Below are 20,269 nucleotides of genomic sequence, written 5' to 3'. Positions count from 1 at the left end.
GCCCTCATGATTCGTACCGCTACCGCTGCCGATGTCCCTGTCATTCACGCGATGGTCCGCGAGCTCGCCGACTACGAGAAGGCGCTCCATGAGGCGAACGCCACCGAGGAGCAGCTGCGCGAGGCACTCTTCGGTGAGCGGCCCGCAGCGTATGCGCACATCGCCGAGTCCGACGAGGACGGCGAGATCGTCGGCTTCGCGCTGTGGTTCCTGAACTTCTCGACGTGGCGCGGGGTGCACGGCATCTACCTGGAGGACCTGTACGTACGTCCGGACCGGCGCGGTGGCGGGCACGGGAAGGCGCTGTTGACGGAGCTGGCGCGGATCTGTGTGGAGCGTGGTTACGAGCGTCTGGAGTGGTCGGTGCTGGACTGGAACGCCCCGTCCATCGCCTTCTACGACTCGTTGGGCGCGCGGCCGCAGGACGAGTGGACGGTGTACCGGCTGACGGACGGGGCGCTGGCGGAGCTCGGCAGCTGACCTCTGCCGGGCACCTCCTACGGCACGAGGACGACCTTGCCCATCGTGCCGCGCGTCTCCAGGGCGCGGTGGGCGGCGGCCGCTTCGGCGAGGGGGAAGCGCTGGACGGCGGGGCGCAGGCGTCCGGCGGCGGCTTCGGCGAGCGCGCGTTCTTCGAGGACGCGCAGGCCGCCCGCCTTCTGCATCATCGCCGGTCCGAGGACGCTCTCGGACGTGATGCCGCGTTCGGTGAGTTCCTCGTCGGTGAAGGTGAGCGGGGACCCGTTGTGGAGTCCTTCGCCGGACCAGCCGAAGACGATGTGCTGCCCGCCCTTGCCGAGGAGGTCGACGGCCGCGCGGCCGGTGACGCCGCCCACGGAGTCGTAGACGACGGTGGCGCGGCGGCCGAGGCCGTCCAGGTGGGCGCGGACCCGCCGGGGCCAGTCGGGGAGTGTGTAGTCGACGGCGAGGTCGGCGCCGTTGGCCCTGACCGCGGCGGTCTTGGCGGGACCGCCGGCCAGGCCTATGACGGTGGCCCCGGCGTTCTTGGCGTACTGCACGAGCAGGGTGCCGATACCGCCCGCGGCGGCCGGGACCAGGGCGATGGAGTCGGGGCCCAGGTCGGTGAACTGCAGGATGCCGAGTGTGGTGCGACCGGTGCCGATCATGGCGACGGCTTCGGCTTCGTCGAGGCCGGGCGGGATCCGGTGGAGCCTGTCGGCGTCGGTGACGGCGAGTTCGGCGTAACCGCCGGGGGCCGTGCCGAGATGGGCGACGACGCGGTTGCCGAGCAGTCCGGGGTCGGTGGACTCGCCGAGCATGTCGACGGTTCCGGCGACTTCCCGGCCGGGGACGGTGGGCAGCTCGGCGGGGGCCGGGAAGGGGCCCGTCATGCCCTCGCGCAGGGCGGTGTCCAGGAGGTGCACGCCCGCCGCGGCGACGGCGATACGGACCTGGCCGGGGCCGGGTACGGGGTCGTCGGTCGTCTCGTACGTGAGGTTCTCGGCGGGGCCGAAGGTGTGGAGGCGGACGGCGTGCATGGCGGGCTCCCCGGGTCGACTGGCTGTCGGGGCTCACCCTCTGACCTCAACTCCGCTTGAGGTCAAGTGGCCGACGGGCCGGCCGCGGCCGTTCGCTCGCTCCGAGCGCGAGCACGGCGGCCTCCATGCCGCTGTTGAACGAGACCTCGCTGAGCAGTCCGGGCGCGGCGACCTGGTCGCCCGCGAGGTAGATCCCGTTGCCGCGGTCGATGGCCGGCCGGTCCCGCCAGGTGGTGCCGGGGCGGTCGACCGCGCCCGTACGGCCGCCGGCGAGGGCCTCGCGCCGCCACTCGACACGGTCGCGCCAGCCCGGGAAGCCGAGGTCGAGGAGGTCTTCGGCCCGGGCGATGCCGGCCGCCTTCGACTCGCTGGGGGCGACGGGAATCTGGCCCTGGACGAGCTGCCGGCCCGCCGGGGCGAGGGTGCGGTCCTGGGCAGTGAAGCGTTCGGTCCAGCCGGGGGCGTCCAGGTCGGAGACGGCGAACGCGTCGCCGCGCCGGGTGCGCAGCGCCAGGTCGATCAGTGCGGTCCTGCCGCTGTCCCACTTCAGGGTGGAGTCGCGGAGCAGGCCGCGGGCGGCGTCGAGGGAGGTGGCGACGACGACCGGGCCGCTGCGGGCCAGGTGGTCGAGGGTGCTCGGGTCGATCCGGGTCGCCGTCTCGATCCGGACGCTCAGATTCCAGGCGCGCGCGGCCATCCGGTCGATGACCTGCGCCCAGCCGCCGACCGGGTAGCGGGCCTCGGGCGGCAGCGCGGCAGCGCGGCGCAGCCGCTCCTGGACGAACGCGGCGGAGAGCGAACCGGGGTCGTGGTGGTAGAGCGCGACAGCGGCGAAATGCGCGGCCGTGCGGGCGCCCTCCTCGCCGACCTGAGCGGTGGCCCAGGTGCGGAAATCGGTGTCGACGGGGGCGTGTTCGGCCCGGCGGCGGGTCAGCCGGAGGAGGGCGAGGGGCGGGGTCCTGCGCAGGGCGCCGCCCAGCCGGAAGCGGAGTTTGCCGGCCTGGCGCAGCGGCACGGTGACGGTCGGGCCGAGGAGACCCCGCTGCGCGAGCCAGGTCCAGTGCGGTCCGCGGCGGTAGAGGGCGTGGGGTCCGTCATTGGTGCGATACGGGCCTTCGGCGGTCCTGGCGCGGCCGCCGAGGGTGTGGTGGGCCTCGTGGACGGTCACCAGGGCACCGGACTCGGCGGCCGTGATCGCTGCGGTGAACCCGGCGAGGCCGCCGCCGATGATGTGGATGCGCTGCATGTTCCGGTCCCCTCGGTCGAAGAACGCGTCATGGAGGGGACGGCCGGAAGCGCCGATGTGTGACATCGGCGCGGGGCGTTGTCGGTGGCGTGGGTCACGATGGGGCCCATGGCACGTAACAGCAGGGGTGATGGCCGGGGCGGGAAGGGCGTCGTGGCGGCGGCGCGGCGGCCGGAGGTGCGGCTGCCGCCGCTCGTTCCGTACGACGGGGAGGGACTGGAGCCGGACGGCGACTACGACGGTGTGCGGTTCGAGGGGGTGGACCTCGCGGACGGGTCGGGGCCGGGCGCGCGGTTCATGGACTGCGCGCTGGAGGGGTGCGGTCTCGACCGTACGGAGCTGGTCAGGGCGCGTTTCATCGACTCGGTACTGACCGGGGTGCGGGGTGTCGGCACCGACCTGGCGGGGGCGTCGCTGCGCGATGTGGAGGTGGTGGACGCACGGCTGGGCGGGGTGCAGCTGCACGGTGCGGTGCTGGAGCGGGTGCATGTGCGAGGCGGGAAGATCGACTACCTGAATCTGCGGAAGGCGCGGCTGACGGACGTGGTCTTCGAGAGCTGTGTGCTGTCCGAGCCGGACTTCGGGGACGCGCAGCTGGTGCGGGTGGAGTTCCGGGACTGTGTGTTGAAGCGGGCCGACTTCAGCTCCGCGCGGATGGACGCGGTGGATCTGCGGACGGCCGCCGAGCTGGACATCGCGCGGGGGGTGGAGCGACTGGCGGGGGCGGTGATCAGCCCGCTGCAGCTGATGGAGCTGGCACCAGCCTTCGCGGCACAGATCGGGGTGCGGGTGGAGGCGTAGAGGGTTGCCCCGGTCCTCCGGGACAGGTCAGACGCGGGGGAACCGGGCCTGGAGGTCCCAGATCAGGGGGTTGTCGGCGAGCCCCTCGTGCATGTCGGCGAGGTCCGCGATCAGGTCGTGCAGGAAGTCGCGGGCCTCGCGGCGCAGGAGGGAGTGGCTGAAGGTCAGCGGGGGCTCGTCGCCGGGCATCCAGTCGGCCTCGACGTCGACCCAGCCGAAGCGGCGCTCGAAGAGCATCCGGTCGGACGATTCGGTGAAGTCGAGCTCGGCGAACTGCCGCCGGTGCGAACGGCTGCCGCGGGGGTCCTGGTCGATCTGCTCGACGATGTCGCAGAGCGCCCAGGCGAAGTCGAGCACGGGAACCCATCCCCAGGCTGTGGATACTTCGCGGTCCGCCTTGGTGTCCGCGAGGTAGACGTCCCCGGAGAAGAGATCGTGCCGCAGGGCGTGGGCGTCCGCGCGGCGGTAGTCGGTCTGCGGGGGATCGGGGAAGCGTCGGGAGAGGGAGTAGCCGATGTCGAGCACAGTTCGATGGTGTCATGCCCGGGGGTGCGCCGACGCCGGAGCGGTGGGTGCCCCACTGCCCCACTGCCCCGGGGCCGTGGGCGCCCGGCGCCCCGGTGGTCCTCGCCGCGGGCGGCCCCGGCTCACGGCAGCAGCCGCTGCTCCTTCGCCACGGACACGGCGCCTGCGCGGGTGTCGACGCCGAGTTTGTCGTAGATGCGGCCCAGGTGCGTCTTGACCGTGGCCTCGCTGATGAACAGGGCCCGGGCGATCTCCCGGTTGCCCAGGCCCTGGGACAGCTGGCCCAGGATGTCGCGTTCGCGGTCCGTGAGCGTCGGCAGGGGGCTGCGCATGCGGGCCATGACACGGCTGGCAACCGGCGGGGAGAGCGTGGTGCGGCCCTGGGCCGCCGAGCGGATCGCGGCGAACAGTTCCTCCGGGCGTTCCGCCTTCAGCAGGTAGCCGGTGGCGCCCGCTTCGATGGCGCGGGTGATGTCGGCGTCGGTGTCGTACGTCGTGAGGACGAGGACATGGACGCCGGTGACCGCGATGCGGCGGGTGGCTTCGACGCCGTCGATTCCTTCGCCCAGTTGGAGGTCCATCAGGACGACGTCGGGGGTCAGCCGGGCGGCCAGGGCGACGGCCTCCTCGCCGCTGCCCGCCTCGCCGACGACCTCGATGTCCGGTTCGCTGCCCAGGAGGGCGAGCAGTCCGGCGCGTACGACGGCGTGGTCGTCGCAGAGCAGGATCCGTACGGCGGGCGGGGTCATGAGGGTTCCGCCGGCGAGGGGGCGGGGGCGGGCAGGGGGACCTCGGCGGAGACGACGGTTCCCTCGCCCGGTGCCGATTCGATCGTGAGCGTGCCGCCGAGCTGGTGCAGCCGGGCGCGCATCGCGGGCAGTCCGTGGCCGCGTACGCCTGCCGGCGGACGCAGGGCGGCCGCCCCCCAGGTACGGCGCAGGCGCCGCCGGGGGGCGTGGTGGGCCGACGCCGGTGTGTGGCTTCCACGGGGCACCGCCGGTGCGGGCGGGGTGAAGCCGCGGCCGTTGTCGGCGATGTCCAGGACGGTCCGGTCGTCCAGGTGGGTCAGTGTCAGCGCGGCCTCCGTGGCGTCCGCGTGCTCCCTCACATTGGCCAGGGCGCCCTGGGCGATGCGCAGCAGTGCGGACTGCGCCCGGTCGGGCAGTGCCGCGTGCGGCGTCCCCTCCACATGGCAGCGAACGGTGAACAGTCCGTGGGCCTGCGCCGTTTCGCGGGTGGCCAGTGCGCGCAGCGCCGCCTCCAGGCCGCCACCTTCCGCGAGGTCCGCCGGTGCCAGGTCGTGGACGAAGCGGCGCGCTTCGGCGAGGTTGCGCTCGGCGATGCCGGTGGCCGTACGGACATGGCGGCGGGCGGTCGCCGGGTCGGCGTCCCAGGTGCGGTCCGCGGCCTGGAGCAGCATCTGCTGGCTGGACAGGCCCTGCGCGAGGGTGTCGTGGATCTCCATGGAGAGCCGCTGGCGTTCGGCAAGGGTGCCTTCGCGGCGTTCGGTGGCGGCGAGTTCGCGGCGGGTACGCAGCAGATCGTCGATCAGTTCGCGCTGGCGCGCGGCCTGGCGCTGCATGTGGACGAAGACCGCGGTCGCGGTGGCTGCCACGGCAGGGGGCGCGAGCACCAGGTTCGGGTCGAAGCCGTGGGCCAGCCGCAACTGCGCGGCCACGACGAACACGGTGAGCAGGGCGACGAGGGCGAGCGCGGCGCGCGGCGGGAGCAGCCGCAGCCCGGTGTAGAAGAGCGGCACCGCGCACCAGGCGAAGCTCGGCGCGAGGACGACGAGCACCATCCACACGGCCACGAGCACGCCGAGCCGGGCCAGCCGGCGCCGGGTGGGGCGAGAACCGGGCACCGGGCCCAGCAGATACAGCGCGGCGAGCGCGACGGACAGCGCGATGATCCACGGGGTTCGGTCCTCGCCGGGGTGGCGGAGCAGGAAGCGGGCCAGGGACGCGCCGAGCAGCAGGAAGAACGCGGCGTGCATGAGCAGCGCGAGCCACCGGGCATCCGGGTCGGTGGCTTCGGTTCGGTGCTCCACCTCGTACCTCTTACTCCCTGCCGACTGCCCAAGAGCTGCTGCTTCACCTGCGCGGATACATCCATGGTGACCCGGGGCGGCCACCCCCGCATCAACCGATCGGCCGATGGGCCCGTCAGCCGTCCTGCGCGCGGTGTCGAGCCGGTACGTCGACGTCACGGGGCCGGATCCGGCCGGAGGATCGATCGCAGAGACCGCCTGACCGGATCACCGCACAGGCGGAACGCCATCGAATCGTCGAGGAGCCCCCCCATGAAGAAGATGCCGCTGCGCACCCGTGTCCTCACCGGTGCCGTCGCCGTCGCCGCGCTCGGCGCCGGAACCTTCGGTGCCATGTCCGCGAGCGCCTCCGCACCCGCCGCTGCGCCTGCCGCCGCGGTGACGGCCGACACGGCGGACCGGAACCTCCAGCAGACCACCCATCTGACCGTCGCCGCCGCCATCAAGGCCGCGCGGGCCGCCCTCGACGCCGCCGAGAAGGAGAACCAGCGTGTGGCGGTCGCCGTCGTCGACCGGAACGGCAACACCGTCGTGACGCTGCGCGGCGACGGCTCCGGCCCGCAGGCGTACGAGTCCGCCGAGAAGAAGGCGTACACCGCTGTCTCCTGGAACGCCCCCACCTCCGTGCTGGCGGGCCGCCTGGCGCAGGCCCCGAACCTGAAGGACATCCCTGGCACCCTGTTCCTCGCGGGCGGCGCCCCGGTGCAGGTCAAGGACGCACCGGTGGCCGGCATCGGAGTGGCCGGTGCCCCCAGCGGCGACCTCGACGAGAAGTTCGCCCGGGCGGGCGTCGCCGCACTCGCCAAGTAGGACAGCCGACCACAGCCCAGGAGAAACCGCGGATGAACACCCTCGATCAGGACCTCCTCCGAGCCGCGCGCACCGGTGACACCGATGCCGCACGAACCGCGATCGAGGGCGGCGCCCGCATCGACGTCCGCGATGAGGAGCGGCGCACCCCGCTGCTCCTCGCCGTGCACGGCGACCATGTCCCGCTCGCCCGGCTGCTCGTCGAGGCGGGCGCGGATCCGGATGCGCAGGACCGGCGAGAGGACAGTCCCTGGCTGGCGACCGGCGTCACCGGCAGCGTCGCGATGCTGCACACCCTGCTGCCGGCCGGTCCCGACCTGAAGCTCCGTAACCGGTTCGGCGGCATCGCGCTGATCCCGGCGAGCGAGCGCGGCCACGTCGGTTACGTACGCGAGCTGCTCCGCGTCACGGACATCGACGTCGACCACGTCAACCGGCTCGGCTGGACCGCCCTGCTGGAGGCCGTGATCCTGGGCGACGGCGGCCGGGCGCACCAGGAGATCGTCGAACTGCTGCTGGCGGCGGGCGCGACCCCCGGTCTGCCGGACGGCGACGGGGTGACGGCGCTGGAACATGCGGAGCGGCGCGGGTTCGCGGAAATCGCGGCGCTGCTGCGGAACAGGGACCCGAGGTGAGCATCCGCCGATCCGTCAATCCGACATTCCGCACATAGGATCACTGTGTGCGCCCCACCGCTCTGTTCCTGGCCTTCGTCACCGCCACCGTCGTCTCCCTCGCCGCCGGCTGCGGGACCGGAGGTGTGGAGGGCACTCCCGGCGCCGCCGGTCTGCGCGACCCGTACTTCCCGAAGGCCGGCAACGGCGGCTACGACGTCACGCACTACGACCTCACCTTCGACGTCGACCCGGCCGCCCAGCGGATCCGCTCCACCGCCGTGATCACCGCGCGCGCCACCCAGGACCTCAGCGCCTTCAACCTCGACCTGGCCGGGCTGACCGTCGAGTCCGCGCAGGTCGAGGGGCGTCCGGCCGCCGTCAACCGGGCGGGCCGCGAGCTGACACTGCGCCCCGCCGCCGAGGTGGAGAGCCATCTGCACAAGGGCAGGACCTTCCGTACGGTCGTCCACTACTCCGGCTCCCCGCTGACCCTCACCGATCCGGACGGGTCGAAGGAGGGCTGGCTGAGGACGGCGGACGGATCGGTCGCGCTCGGTGAGCCGGTCGGGTCGATGGCCTGGTTCCCCGGCAACGACCACCCGAGCGACAAGGCGACGTACGACCTCACGGCCACCGTCCCCCGGGGGCTGACGGCCGTCTCCAACGGTGAGCTGACCTCCCGGAAGGTCTCCGGCGCCACCACCACGTACCACTGGCACACCGCCGAACCCATGGCGAGCTATCTCGCGACGCTCGTCGTCGGCCGCTTCGACACGAAGGCGTCGACGACCCCCGACGGCATCAAGGTGTTCACGGCCGTGGACCCGAAGGCGGCCGCGGCGAGTGCCCGGACCCTCGCCCGGATCCCCGAGGTGGTGCGGTGGGAGGCCGAGCGCTTCGGCCCGTACCCGTTCTCGTCGACCGGCGCGATCGTCGGCCGTCCGCACGACTCCGGGTATGCGCTGGAGACCCAGAACCGGCCGTACTTCCCCGGGCCGCCGACCGTGGGACTCCTCGTCCACGAGATGGCCCACCAGTGGTTCGGGGACTCCGTCACGCCCGCCAGCTGGCGCGACATGTGGCTCAACGAGGGCTTCGCGACATACGCCGAGTGGCTGTGGAAGGCGGACAAGGAGGGCGTTCCCGTCCGGCGCAGTTTCGACGCCGCCTTCGCCGACGATGCCAACTGGGCGTTCCCGCCTGCCGATCCGCCCACGGCCGCGGACATCTCCCAGGACCCGGTGTACGAGCGCGGGGCCATGGTGATCCACAAGATCCGGCAGGCGGTCGACGACGACCGGCGGTTCCTCGCGCTCGTCGCGGGCTGGACGAAGGCCCATCGGTACGGCACCGCGTCGACGGCCGACTTCACCGCGTACGTGGAGAGGACGACGGGGAAGGACCTGACGGATCTGTGGCACACCTGGCTGTACGGCCACGGCCGGCCCGCCCCGGAAAAGAGCTGACCGGCCCCGGGAACCCGCCGGGAACTACTTCACATTGACGCCCGACCAGGCGGCGTCCACGGCCGCGAGCTCCGGACTGCTCGCCCCGTACAGGTCGGTCGCCGCCTTCTCGGTGGCCGTGCGCGCGGCCGCGTAGTCGGTGGACGAGGTCATGTACGCGGAGAGCGCTTTGTACCAGATCTGGACCGCCTTGTCCCGGCCGATGCCGGTGACGGTCGAGCCGTCGGCGGTCGGGGAGTCGTAGTGCACCCCGTTGACGGTCTTCGCGCCGCTGCCCTCGGACAGCAGGTAGAAGAAGTGGTTGGCGACGCCGGAGGAGTAGTGGACGTCGAGGTCGCCGACGCCGGCGCTCCAGTAGTCCGCCGAACCGCCGTCCTTGCTGGGCTTGTCCATGTAGCGCAGCGGGGTGCCGTCGCCGTTGATGTCGATCTTCTCGCCGATGAGGTAGTCGCCGGCGTCGCTGCTGCTGTCGGCGAAGAACTCGACCGAGGTGCCGAGGATGTCGCTGGTCGCCTCGTTGAGGCCGCCGGACTCGCCTGCGTAGTCGAGCTTGGCCGTCGCCGCGGTCAGGCCGTGGCTCATCTCGTGGCCCGCGACGTCGAGGCTGGTGAGGGCGCTCTTGTTGTCGGCGCCGTCGCCGTACGTCATGCAGAAGCAGCTGTCGTCCCAGAAGGCGTTGACGTACGCGTTGCCGTAGTGGACCCGGGAGTAGGCGGCCTTCCCGTCGCCGGCGATGCCGTTGCGGCCCAGTTCGTTCTTGTAGAAGTCCCAGGTCATGGCGGCGCCGTAGTGGGCGTCGACCGCGGCGGTCTGCCGGTCGCTGCCGGTGCCGTCGCCCCAGGTGTCGTCGGCGTCGGTGACGAGCGAGCCGGTGCCGCTCTCGCCCTGGTTCAGGTCGTACGTCCTGTGGCCGCCGCGGTCGCCGTCGGTCAGCTCGAAGCCCGAGCCGCTCGCGGTGGTCGACAGGGTGACCTTGCCGCTGTACTGGCTGTTGCCGACGCCGGTCTCGATCGCCTCGTAACTGTGCAGCGTCCTGCCGGTGACGGCGTCCGTGATGACGTGACGCCTGCTGGGCGTGCCGTCCTTCTGCACGCCGGTCCGCACCGTCTCGAAGGCGAGGACGGGCTTGCCGCTGCCCGCCCAGATAACCTTGCGGGCGCTCGCCACGGTCTTCACCTTCGGCGTCGTGGACGGAACCGATATCCGGGCGCCGGTGGCCTTGGTGACGCTCTTGAGCTTTCCGCCGGCGGTGGTGTGGGTGACGAGGTCGCCGCCGAGGACGGGCAGTCCGGCGTAGGTGCGCTCGTAGCGGGTGTGGACGGTGCCGTCGGCGTCCTTGATCACATCGCGGACGATCAGCTTCTCCTGGCTGCCGAGCCCGAGCGAGTCGGCCGCCGAAGAGGCTTCCGACTGGGCCGACTTGATCGCGGCGGTCCGCTCCGACGCGGTGTCCGTGCCGATCGCGGTCTTCGCGCCGGACGTGCTGGTGGTACGGGTGGCGGAGGCGCCGTCGTGGGCGTTGCCCGGGGCCGCGGTCGCCGCACCGGACTGCACGCCGACGACGACCATCGTGGCCACGGCGGCCAGGGCTGCGGAGCGACGGGTGGTCATGTGGGGGGTCATGCGTTCTCCGTTGTTCGTTCCGTGGGGGGTTACGAGCGGAGAGCGTGCCATCGGACGACCGAGTTTGACGGTGTGCCGACAATTGCCTCACATTCTTTTGACCACTTCTTGTCCGACTGAGGTGCTCTTGTGTCCGTTATTCGGCGGGCTTCAGCAGCTTGCGCAACACCGCGCAGGGGCGGCCCAGTTGGCGGTCGGGTCGGTGGTCGATGACCTCGTAGCCGAGCGCGGTCCAGAAGGCGAGCGCCCTGGGGTTGTTCTCCAGGACCGCCAGCCGGACTCCGTCCCGCCCGGCTGCCCGGAACCGCTCCTCGACGAGGCCGGCCAGCTGCCGCCCGTAACCGGAGCGGTGCTGCCGTGCGTGGACCATGAGCAGTCCGATCCACGGGTCGGGGTCGGCCGGGTCCGGATGGTGCGCGAGGGTGATGGCCACGCCGACCAACTGCCCCTGCGACCGGGCGAGCAGTACCTCGGTGTCCGGGTTCGCCAGCTCCTCGGCGAGCGAGGCCGCGACCTGTTCCGACCGGATGTCGTGGGGGTCCGGGAAGTCGCCGCTGAGCTGCTGGAACGTCGGATCGGACGCGTAGAGCGCGGTGAGTTCGGCGAGCAGCGGGCCGGGAAGCGCGCCGGCCACCGGCAGCAGCGGTTCGATGATCACTCGGCGCAGCCTATGCGGGCGCGCGGTGCCGCCGTGCGGTGCCGCCGCGCGCAGCCACCCGTACGGCGGCCACCCACAGCGCGACCGCCCGTGGAACGGCCGGACGCCGCGCACATCTCCGGGAAACCGGTGGCTGTGCGCGGCGCGTGGGCGATCCGCAGGAGCCGTCGGGCGGTGGTGCCGGACGGCGTACTAGTTCACGTTGATCGCGGACCAGGCGGAGGCGACGGCTGCGTACTCCGCGCTGCCTGCTCCGTACAGGTCGGTCGCCGCCTGCAGGGTGGCGACCCGCGCCGCCGCGTAGTCGGTGGACGATGTCATGTACGTGGTCAGCGCCTTGTACCAGATCTGGACGGCCTTCGCGCGCCCGATGCCCGTGACCGTGGAGCCGTTGGAGGTCGGCGAGTTGTAGGCGACACCGTTGATGGTCTTCGCGCCGCTGCCCTCGGACAACAGGTAGAAGAAGTGGTTGGCGGGCCCGGACGAGTAGTGGACGTCGAGGCGGCCGACCGTCCTAGACCAGTAGTCCGCCGAACCGCCGTCCTTGCTGGGCTTGTCCATGTAGCGCAGCGGGGTGCCGTTGCCGTTGATGTCGATCTTCTCGCCGATGAGGTAGTCGCCGGCGTCGCTGCTGTTGCCCGCGTAGAACTCGACCGCGGTGCCGAACATGTCGCTGGTCGCCTCGTTGAGGCCGCCCGATTCACGGCTGTACTTCAGACCCGCGGTCGCCGCGGTCAGACCGTGGCTCATCTCGTGTCCGGCGACATCCAGCGAGGTGAGCGGCTTGAGGTTGCCCGAGCCGTCGCCGTACGTCATGCAGAAGCAGTTGTCCTGCCAGAAGGCGTTGACGTACGCGTTGCCGTAGTGGACCCGGGAGTAGGCGGCCCTGCCGTCGCCGGCGATGCCGTTGCGGCCCAGTTCGTTCTTGTAGAAGTCCCAGGTCATGGCGGCGCCGTAGTGGGCGTCGACCGCGGCGGTCTGACGGTTGGTCGCGAGACCGTTGCCCCAGATGTCGTCGGCGTCGGTGAAGAGGGTCCCGGTGCCGGAGGTGCCGCCGTTCAGGTCGTACGTGTTGTGGCCGCCGCGTCCGGCGTCGGTCAGGTTGTAGCCGGATCCGGAGGCCGAGGTGCCGAGGGCGACGGTGCCGCTGTACTGGCTGGTGCCGGACCCCGTGTCGATGGCCTCGTACGAGTAGAGCTCCTTGCCGCTGGCGGCGTCGGTGATGACGTGGCGCTCACTCGGCGTCCCGTCGGCCTGGGTGCCCTTGACCACGTTCTCGTAGGCGAGCGCAGGCTTGCCCGTGACGGCCCAGATCACCTTCCGGGCACCGGACTTGGCGGCGGCCGTGGCAGTCGTCGATGCCACGGATATCTTTGCGTCGGTTGCCTTGGACACCCCCTTGAGGGAGCCGTCCTTCCTGGTGTGGGTGACGAGGTCGCCGCCGAGGACGGGCAGTCCGGCGTAGGTGCGCTCGTAGCGGGTGTGGACGGTGCCGTCGGCGTCCTTGATCACATCGCGGACGACGAGCTTCTCCTTGCCGCCCAGCTTGATCTTCGCGGCGGTCGAGGCGGCCCCGGCCTGGGCTTTCTCGATGGCCGCGGCCCGCTGGGACGCGCTGATCGGCAGCGCGGTGGCTCCGGCGGCGCGGTCCTGGGCGGCATCGGCCGAGCCTGCTTGTACGCCGACGACGACCATGGCGGCGGACGCGGCAAGAGCGGCGGCACGCAGAGTGGTTCTCACTCGTTCTCCTTCACTCGGTCCATGAGCTCCGTGAGGGGTGTGCGGTGAGACTGGCACCGATGCGGCCGAATTTGGCAGGGCCGCGTCAAACATTTGACCGGATCTTGTCCGTTCATGGGGTCGTGCTGTCCGTTATGCGTTATGCGTCAGGCGTCGTGCGGCCGGACGTGGGCCTTCTGACGGCATGGCAGACGGGAGCCCCCGGCCGAAGGAATCGACCGGGGGCTCCCGTCTGTCAGGTCAGGCCATGAACCCTCTTGCGTCAGAGGTTGACGCCGAAGTCCTGCGCGATGCCGCGCAGGCCCGAGGCGTAGCCCTGGCCCACGGCGCGGAACTTCCACTCCGCGCCGTTGCGGTACAGCTCGCCGAAGACCATCGCGGTCTCGGTGGCGGCGTCCTCGCTCAGGTCGTAGCGGGCGATCTCGGTGCCGCCGGCCTGGTTGATGATGCGGATGAACGCGTTGCGCACCTGGCCGAAGTTCTGGCTGCGGGTTTCGGCGTCGTAGATCGAGACCGGGAAGACGATCTTGTCGACGTCGGCCGGCAGGCCCGCCAGGTTGACGTTGATCTGCTCGTCGTCGCCCTCGCCCGCGCCCGTGACGTTGTCACCGGTGTGGACGATGGTCTGGTCCGGGGTCGACTTGTTGTTGAAGAAGACGAAGTGGCCGTCGGAGACGACCTTTCCTCCCGGGTTCACCGCGATCGCCGAGGCGTCGAGGTCGAAGTCGGTGCCGGTGGTGGTGCGGACGTCCCAGCCGAGGCCGACCGTGACGGCGGTCAGGCCCGGGGCCTCCTTGGTGAGCGAGACGTTGCCGCCCTTGGACAGGCTTACTGCCATGGGAAGTCCCTTTCATCGTCGTGTGCGGGCTTCGTGCCATCACGAAGCTACCGTCACACCTCATAACGCAGGCAGAGGACCGGGAGGTTCCTGCTCCCTTTACTTTCTTTACCGAACTGTCGGCCGAACGGGTGACCGGATGCGGCAAAAGGAGGTGACGGGACGGCCGGCGGCCAGGGAACATGGGTGTCATGTCCGGGCCCTATGTCATCCGCGGTTCGGTCTCCCTGCCGGAGGCCGAGCTCATGTGGCGTTTCTCGCGGTCCTCCGGGCCCGGCGGTCAGCACGTCAACACCAGTGACTCCCAGGTGGAGCTCCGCTTCGACCTCGCGGCGACCGACGCGCTTCCCGAGGTGTGGAAGGACCGGGCGCTCCAGCGGCTGGAGAGCCGGCTGGTGGGCGGCGTGGTCACGGTGCGGGCGTCGGAGCACCGCTCCCAGTGGCGCAACCGCGAGACCGCCCTCGTCCGTCTCGCATCCCTGCTGGCCGAGGCCACGGCGCCGCCCCCCAAGCCGCGCCGCAAGACCAGGATCCCGCGTGGGATCAACGAACGCCGGCTGCGCGAGAAGAAGCAGCGCGGCGACACGAAGCGCGGCCGCTCCGGCCGCGACTGGTGAACAAGGACGCCGGGGTTCAGCCCAGCTGCCGGTAGCGCCCCTGGAAGTAGGTCAGCGGCCCGCCGTCCGCGCTCGGCAGCGCCGCGCTCAGCACCCGTCCGATCACCAGCGTGTGGTCGCCCGCGGGCACCCGCTGCTCCGTACGGCACTCCAGGGTGGCGAGGGCCCCGCCGATCAGCGGTGCGCTCGACACCTCCCCCCGTACATAGGGGATGTCCTGGAACAGCAGCCGGTCGCTGATCCGGCCCTTCATCGCGAACCGTCCCGCGATGTGCCGTTGGCTCTCCGACAGCACGGAGACCGCCCACACCGGCTGTTCGTCGAGCAGGTCGTCCATCCGGGAGCCGTTGCGCAGGCTCACCAGGACGAGCGGCGGGTCCAGCGACACGGACATGAAGGCGGTCGCCGTCATGCCGACGTCCTCGCCGCGCCCGTTCTCGTCGAGCGGCGGCTCCTGGGCGGTGATCAGGACCACGCCGGCGGCCAGCCGGGCGAGGGCGCCGCGGAACTCGTCGTTGCTCACCCCCTCAGCATGGGGGATGGGCTCGGACCGCGGGGTGGGGGGCTTCGTCTGCAACACAACGGGCACGCTAGCCGCGGGCCGTGGGCCGCCGCATCGGGCCAGGGGACCAGAGGGGTCCTAGGACTCCGGGCCGACGGGGACGTGCCGGGACGGCGCGGTGCAACGTACTGCAACGTACAGATTTGCGTTCAAGAAACGGACGGGCCACCTGGGTGCACGGCTCGCAACCCTTCATCATCTGTTGTGACTTGAGTCACAGAGCGCAATATTTGTTGACCCTGTGTACCGGGTGCACAGCTCACTGTGATTCAGTGGCGGTGACACTGCGAACAAGTACGTCGATAGAAACGTGGAGTGCTGTCGAGGTCTCGGGGAGTGCGAGCAATGGAGGCCGAGTCGGAGCCGTACGTCCGTCTAGCGACGATGCGGCAGCTGCATCAGGCCGTCGCCGATCTCAATACGGCGCGGAGCCTGGCCGACACACTGCAGACCGTGGCCGACGGAATCGTCGCCGGTCTCGGATACGAGCTGGCCTGCGTCAACCTCGTCCGTCCCGACGGTGATCTCGTCGTCGCCGCCTTCGCGGGCAACTCCGCCGCCGAAGCCCTGATCACCGGCCGCGTCGGCTCCCGCACCTCGTGGGATCGCCGGCTGGCCATGGGTGAGTGCTGGGACGGGCTCCGCTTCATACCGCACACCGACGGCTGGGTCCTCCTCGACGACGACGTACCGCAGTGGCACACCGAGGGCCCCGAGCCCCGCTTCGAGGACGAGTGGCACCCGCAGGACCGGCTCTACGCCCCGATGTACGCGTCCGGGGGCGGGCAGGACCTCCTCGGCGTCATCTCCGTCGACCGCCCGCGCAACGGCCGCCGCCCCGGCGCGTGGGGCCGCGAGGCTCTCCAGATGTACGCGTCGCAGGCGGCCATTGCGATCAGTAACGCCCGGCTCCGAGCAAACATGCAGCGCGCCCTGGTCCGGCTCGAACGCGAACAGGCGGCGCTGCGGGCCAGCGAGGAGTCGTTCCGCCAGGCCTTCGAGTACGCCCCCAGCGGCATGGCCATCGCCGAGATGGGCGGTGACCAGCACGGCAGGCTGCTGCGCACCAACGACGCCCTGTGCCGGCTGCTCGGCCGCCCCGCCTCCGTACTGCGCCGCTACTCCTTCGCCGACCTGGTCCACCCCGAGGACGTCGGCACCCTGCTGCGGACGTCCGCCGAGGGCGGCCGCGCCGAGCTGCGGCTCGGGCGCCGGGACGGCTCGTACCTCTGGGTCTCGCTGCGCAACTCCGTCGTCGCGGACACCGCCGACGGCCCGCGTTTCCTTCTCACCCATGTAGAGGACATAGAGGAGCGCAAGCGCCACGAGCTGCATCTGGCGCACCGCGCCTCGCACGACGCGCTGACCGGACTGCCCAACAGTGCCGAGCTGCGCGCGCGGCTCAGCGCCCGGCTCTGCGAGCGCCCGCACGCGGCGGCCACCACCACCGCCGTGGAGGCGCTGGACGCGGCTTACGGCGACGTCGAGGACGCGGAGGGCCGCGTGCACGGCTTCCGTGCCGACGGCTTCGAGGCCGACGCGGTGGCCGGCGGCCCGTACGACCACCATGTGCACGCCGTGGCACCCGACGACGAGAGCGACGAGGGGGCGAAGGGGCTCGCGGTCCTCTTCTGTGACCTCGACGGCTTCAAGTCGATCAACGACCGCTTCGGGCACCACACCGGTGACGCCGTCCTGATCGAGGTCGCCCGCCGGCTCACCACCTGTGTGCGCGACGGCGACACCGTCGCACGGCTCGGGGGTGACGAATTCGTCGTCCTCGCGGACGGGCTCGGCGCCGCAGATGCCGCGGATCTGGCCGTACGTCTCCGAAACGCCATTATTCCGCCCATTCGGGTGGATGGTCGTGCGGTGCGGGTCGGGGCGAGCTTCGGGATCGGCTGGGCCGGCTGCGGCATGACCGCCGAAGAGGTGCTGCGCTCCGCCGACCAGCGGATGTACGTGGAAAAGCGGTCCCGGTCGAAGGTTCACCGCAGGGCCGGCTGACGTTCACGACAGGTCCGTTCCGGCATCCGTCGCCGTACCCCCACCACGGTGAGTGAGTGGCCCCGGAGGCCAACGGCAATTCTTGGTGTGCTCCGTTCGAGGTAGGCTCGGCCGGTCGGCCACGGCTGGCGATTTTTCGGCGACGGCTGGCGACATGGTGAGGAGTGACCCAGGGATGACGGCCGGGAACAACGGCGCAAACACACCCGAGGACGACGATCCGTTCGGCTACCTGTACGAGGACGGACAGGCGGCCGGCGCTCAGTCGCCGGGGCAGGGCGGATACGGCTACCCGGGTCCGGTCTCGCAGCCCGGCGTGCCGAGGACCTCGTACAACCAGGTCCGGACCGTGGGCGAGCGCCAGTACGGGCAGCAGGTGCCGCAGCAGCAGCCGTACGGCCAGCCGCAGGCACCGTACGGTCAGCCGCAGCCGCCCTACGGCGGGCCGAATGCGCAGTACGCCGCCCCCGAGACCTACCCCGGTGGTGCGCCCACCGCACCGGTCGCGACGCAGGGCGGCCGTGGCCGGACCGGTGGCCCCGGCAAGGGCGGTCCCAACAACAAGGGTCTGCTGATCGGTGCGGTCGCGGTCGTCGCGGTCGTGGTCATCGGCATCGGTGCCGCGCTGATGACCGGCGACGGCAACGACGACAAGAAGAACGAGGCCGCCACCTCGGCCGGTGCCGCCGGTCAGGTCGACGAGTCCCCGAAGCCGAAGGACACCGGGTCGTCCTCCGAAGCTCCGGTGGAGCTGCCGAAGCAGGACGCGGCGACGCTGAAGCTGGGCGGCACGGCCACGGTCGAGAAGACCATCAAGGGCGCCGAGGGCGCGGACGGCGTGTACGTCACCGGCTTCAACCAGCCGGGGTCCTCGGTGACCTGGAAGGCGTCCATGAAGACGGCGGGGTCGTACCGGCTGACTGTGCGGTACGCCATCCCGGCCAAGGACGCCAACGCCACGCTGACGGTCAACGGCAAGGCCAACAGCCAGCCCATCGGTCTGAAGAACTTCGTGAAGTCCTCGGACCCGAACTGGGAGAAGAACTGGCAGACCACGTGGGCGCCGGTGACTCTGAACCAGGGCGACAACGAGATCAAGATCTCGTGCGAGACCGGCAACCAGTGCGACGTGATCCTCGACTGGCTCGAGGTCACGTCGGCCAAGGGCTGAGTACTCCCGGAACCGATCTGCCCTACGCCTTCTTCCGAACCGCGACGGTTCGGACGAGGACGTAGGGCAGTTCTTCTGTGCCGGCTCTTCCGACCGGCCGCCCGGTGGCTCCTCAGCCCATCAGCGCCAGGAATCCCGCCACCGTCGCGGCCATCGCCTCGCGGCCCGGGACGAGGTACTTGCGCGGGTCGACGCCCGTCGGGTTCTCGGCCAGGTAGGCGCGCACCGCGCCCGTGAATGCCGTGTTCAGGGCGGTGCCCACATTGATCTTGCGCATGCCCGAGGCGACCGCCTGGCGGATCTCGTCGTCCGGGACGCCGCTGGAGCCGTGCAGCACCAGCGGGACCGTCACCGCGTCGCGCAGCTGCCCGATCAGGGCGTGGTCCAGGGCGGCGGTGCGTTCCGTCATGGCGTGCGAGGAGCCGACCGCGACGGCCAGCGCGTCCACGCCGGTCGCCGCGACATAGGCGGCTGCCTCGGCCGGGTCCGTGCGGACGCCGGGGGCGTGGGCGTCGAGCGGGGCCTCGCCCTCCTTGCCGCCGACCTTGCCGAGCTCCGCCTCGATCCAGATCCCGCGCTCGTGGCCCCAGGCCACCGCATCGGCCGTGGCCTGCACGTTCTCCTCGTACGGAAGCTTCGAGGCGTCGAACATCACCGAGCCGAAGCCCTCCGCGTGCGCCTGGTGCAGCAGGTCGACGGACTCGACGTGGTCGAGGTGGAGGGCGAGCGGCGCGCTGGAGGCACGGGCGACGGCGGCCGCCGCGGCGGCGACGGCGGAGAGCCGGCCGCCGTGGAACTTCACGGCGTTCTCGGAGATCTGCAGGATGGCGGGCGCCCCGGCGCGCTCCGCGCCCGCGGCGATGGCCTCCGCGTGCTCCAGCGTGATGACGTTGAAGGCGGCGATCCCGCGGCGGTCGGCCTGGGCCGCCGAGACGAGTTCACCGGTGCTGACGAGCGGCATGCTGCCCCCTGAAACTTCTGATGGTGCGGGATGGTGCTGGACTGAGGGATGGTGCCGGGCGGTTCCGCGGCTCAGGCCGTCGTCGGTGCGTACTCCTCGACACGGACGCGCGACAGCAGCTCCTCGTACGCCGCCCGGTCGAACTCCCCGGCCGCGGGGGCCAGCACCGTCGCCGTTGACAGTGCCACCGCCCTGCGCAGCCGGTCCGGCCAGCTCAGGCCCTCGACGAGCCCGGACAGCAGTCCGGCCACTGCGGAGTCGCCCGCTCCGGTCGGGTTGCCCGCGACCCTGGCGGGCGGCGTGGCCCGCCAGGTGCCGTCGGGTGTGGCGGCGAGCATGCCGTCCGCGCCGAGCGAGGCTATGACGCCGTGCGCGCCGCGGCGGCGGGCGTCGCGGGTGGCGCGCAGCGGTTCGCGGGAGCCGGTGAGCTGGGCGAGTTCGTCGGCGTTCGGTTTGATCAGGTCGGGGCGGGCGGCGATGCCCCGGCGCAGCGGTTCGCCGCTGGTGTCGAGGAGGACGGGGACGTCGGCGGCGCGGGCCAGGCGGACCAGTTCGGCGTACGCCCCGACGTGGATGCCGGGCGGCAGGCTGCCGCAGAGGGCGACCGCGTCCGCTTCGCCGAGGAGCTTTCGGTACGTGGTGAGGAAGGCGCCCCATTCCCCGGCGGTGACGAGCGGGCCCGGCTCGTTGAGCTGGGTGGTGTCGCCGGTGGACGCGTCGACGACGGCGATCGTACGGCGGGTGTTCCCGGCGACGGCGACGAGGGCGTCGCGCGGCGGGAGGCCGGCCAGCAGGTCGCGGAGGACGGCTCCGGTGGCGCCTCCGGCGAAGCCGGTGACCACGGTCTCGTGGCCGAGTGCGGAGAGCACCCGGGCCACGTTGAGGCCCTTGCCGCCGGGGCGTTCGGAGATGTCGCCGACGCGGTGGCTGGTGTGCGGGACCAACGCCGGTACGCCGTACGTCAGGTCGAGTGCCGTGTTCAGCGTGACCGTGAGGATCACCTCGGTCACCCCTTCGATCCGTGCCGGAGCGCGGATCCCTTGCCAGAACGCGCTTTCCCTGCTGTTTACGAAGCGAT

At 71.5% G+C, this 20,269-nt stretch carries 20 protein-coding genes; 8 read left to right on the top strand and 12 right to left on the bottom strand.

Annotated elements, in window-relative coordinates; translation table 11 throughout:
• Window positions 1-6 precede the first annotated feature (6 nt).
• Window positions 7-480: a GNAT family N-acetyltransferase gene (locus OHA88_RS22425; RefSeq protein WP_267003496.1), complete on the top strand. Its 474-nt coding sequence runs from the start codon at window positions 7-9 to the stop codon at window positions 478-480.
• 17 nt (window positions 481-497) lie between these two features.
• Here the strand turns inward: OHA88_RS22425 and OHA88_RS22420 are convergent, their stop codons facing one another.
• Complete coding sequence (locus OHA88_RS22420) at window positions 498-1,499, bottom strand: zinc-binding dehydrogenase (RefSeq protein WP_328626820.1); 1,002 nt, start codon at window positions 1,497-1,499, stop codon at window positions 498-500.
• A 46-nt stretch (window positions 1,500-1,545) separates the two neighbouring features.
• A complete protein-coding gene (locus OHA88_RS22415) occupies window positions 1,546-2,745 on the bottom strand; it encodes an NAD(P)-binding protein (protein ID WP_328626819.1) in 1,200 nt (399 codons plus the stop codon).
• Between the two features lie 99 nt (window positions 2,746-2,844).
• Between OHA88_RS22415 and OHA88_RS22410 the strand changes: the two genes are divergently transcribed.
• Window positions 2,845-3,546, top strand: coding sequence for a pentapeptide repeat-containing protein (locus tag OHA88_RS22410; protein WP_328626818.1), 702 nt, complete (start codon window positions 2,845-2,847; stop codon window positions 3,544-3,546).
• Between the two features lie 27 nt (window positions 3,547-3,573).
• On the opposite strand, the gene OHA88_RS22405 is transcribed toward OHA88_RS22410, so the two are convergent.
• From OHA88_RS22405 to OHA88_RS22395, 3 genes are all read right to left on the bottom strand, one after another.
• A complete protein-coding gene (locus tag OHA88_RS22405; protein WP_267003488.1) occupies window positions 3,574-4,071 on the bottom strand; it encodes a hypothetical protein in 498 nt (165 codons plus the stop codon).
• A gap of 122 nt (window positions 4,072-4,193) precedes the next feature.
• Complete coding sequence (locus OHA88_RS22400) at window positions 4,194-4,820, bottom strand: response regulator transcription factor (protein ID WP_326628428.1); 627 nt, start codon at window positions 4,818-4,820, stop codon at window positions 4,194-4,196.
• Window positions 4,817-6,121: a sensor histidine kinase gene (locus tag OHA88_RS22395; RefSeq protein WP_328626817.1), complete on the bottom strand. Its 1,305-nt coding sequence runs from the start codon at window positions 6,119-6,121 to the stop codon at window positions 4,817-4,819. Before OHA88_RS22395 ends, OHA88_RS22400 begins: the two co-directional genes overlap by 4 nt.
• 252 nt (window positions 6,122-6,373) lie before the next feature.
• On the opposite strand from OHA88_RS22395, the gene OHA88_RS22390 reads away from it, so the two are divergent.
• From OHA88_RS22390 to OHA88_RS22380, 3 genes are read left to right on the top strand one after another with little or no spacing between them, the layout of a single operon-like run.
• Entirely contained in the window at window positions 6,374-6,931 is a 558-nt protein-coding gene (locus OHA88_RS22390) for a GlcG/HbpS family heme-binding protein (RefSeq protein WP_328626816.1), read from the top strand.
• A gap of 32 nt (window positions 6,932-6,963) precedes the next feature.
• Window positions 6,964-7,566 (top strand): ankyrin repeat domain-containing protein, encoded by a 603-nt coding sequence (locus OHA88_RS22385; protein WP_328626815.1) that lies wholly within the window; start codon window positions 6,964-6,966, stop codon window positions 7,564-7,566.
• A gap of 47 nt (window positions 7,567-7,613) precedes the next feature.
• Entirely contained in the window at window positions 7,614-9,014 is a 1,401-nt protein-coding gene (locus OHA88_RS22380) for a M1 family metallopeptidase (protein WP_328626814.1), read from the top strand.
• A gap of 24 nt (window positions 9,015-9,038) precedes the next feature.
• Here the strand turns inward: OHA88_RS22380 and OHA88_RS22375 are convergent, their stop codons facing one another.
• The 4 genes from OHA88_RS22375 to OHA88_RS22360 form a co-directional block, all read right to left on the bottom strand.
• Window positions 9,039-10,637 carry a M4 family metallopeptidase gene (locus OHA88_RS22375; protein ID WP_328626813.1) on the bottom strand — a complete coding sequence of 533 codons (1,599 nt, stop codon included), beginning with the start codon at window positions 10,635-10,637 and terminating at the stop codon, window positions 9,039-9,041.
• 136 nt (window positions 10,638-10,773) lie between these two features.
• A complete protein-coding gene (locus OHA88_RS22370) occupies window positions 10,774-11,295 on the bottom strand; it encodes a GNAT family N-acetyltransferase (protein WP_328626812.1) in 522 nt (173 codons plus the stop codon).
• Window positions 11,296-11,487: 192 nt separating this feature from the next.
• Window positions 11,488-12,990 (bottom strand): M4 family metallopeptidase, encoded by a 1,503-nt coding sequence (locus OHA88_RS22365; RefSeq protein ID WP_328629767.1) that lies wholly within the window; start codon window positions 12,988-12,990, stop codon window positions 11,488-11,490.
• Between the two features lie 307 nt (window positions 12,991-13,297).
• Complete coding sequence (locus tag OHA88_RS22360) at window positions 13,298-13,873, bottom strand: TerD family protein (protein WP_030933124.1); 576 nt, start codon at window positions 13,871-13,873, stop codon at window positions 13,298-13,300.
• Window positions 13,874-14,064: 191 nt separating this feature from the next.
• On the opposite strand from OHA88_RS22360, the gene arfB reads away from it, so the two are divergent.
• Complete coding sequence (gene arfB, locus OHA88_RS22355; protein WP_030979457.1) at window positions 14,065-14,490, top strand: alternative ribosome rescue aminoacyl-tRNA hydrolase ArfB; 426 nt, start codon at window positions 14,065-14,067, stop codon at window positions 14,488-14,490.
• A 16-nt stretch (window positions 14,491-14,506) separates the two neighbouring features.
• Here the strand turns inward: arfB and OHA88_RS22350 are convergent, their stop codons facing one another.
• Window positions 14,507-15,013, bottom strand: coding sequence for a flavin reductase family protein (locus OHA88_RS22350; RefSeq protein ID WP_323181195.1), 507 nt, complete (start codon window positions 15,011-15,013; stop codon window positions 14,507-14,509).
• Window positions 15,014-15,397: 384 nt separating this feature from the next.
• Between OHA88_RS22350 and cdgB the strand changes: the two genes are divergently transcribed.
• Together cdgB and OHA88_RS22340 are read left to right on the top strand one after the other, a co-directional pair.
• The gene (gene cdgB / locus OHA88_RS22345) at window positions 15,398-17,059 is read left to right on the top strand and encodes a diguanylate cyclase CdgB (RefSeq protein WP_328626811.1); all 1,662 of its coding nucleotides are present in this window, start codon (window positions 15,398-15,400) and stop codon (window positions 17,057-17,059) included.
• A 175-nt stretch (window positions 17,060-17,234) separates the two neighbouring features.
• On the top strand, window positions 17,235-18,230 hold the full coding sequence (locus OHA88_RS22340; RefSeq protein WP_328626810.1) for a CBM35 domain-containing protein: 996 nt from the start codon (window positions 17,235-17,237) through the stop codon (window positions 18,228-18,230).
• 112 nt (window positions 18,231-18,342) lie between these two features.
• Here the strand turns inward: OHA88_RS22340 and OHA88_RS22335 are convergent, their stop codons facing one another.
• Both OHA88_RS22335 and OHA88_RS22330 read right to left on the bottom strand, forming a co-directional pair.
• On the bottom strand, window positions 18,343-19,191 hold the full coding sequence (locus OHA88_RS22335) for a class II fructose-bisphosphate aldolase (protein WP_328626809.1): 849 nt from the start codon (window positions 19,189-19,191) through the stop codon (window positions 18,343-18,345).
• A 71-nt stretch (window positions 19,192-19,262) separates the two neighbouring features.
• On the bottom strand, window positions 19,263-20,192 hold the full coding sequence (locus tag OHA88_RS22330) for a 1-phosphofructokinase family hexose kinase (RefSeq protein ID WP_328629766.1): 930 nt from the start codon (window positions 20,190-20,192) through the stop codon (window positions 19,263-19,265).
• Window positions 20,193-20,269: the final 77 nt, after the last annotated feature.

Origin of the sequence: Streptomyces sp. NBC_00353 (genome assembly GCF_036108815.1) — a bacterium.
GTDB lineage: Bacteria > Actinomycetota > Actinomycetes > Streptomycetales > Streptomycetaceae > Streptomyces.
This window is presented reverse-complemented; position numbering and strand designations above follow the sequence as displayed.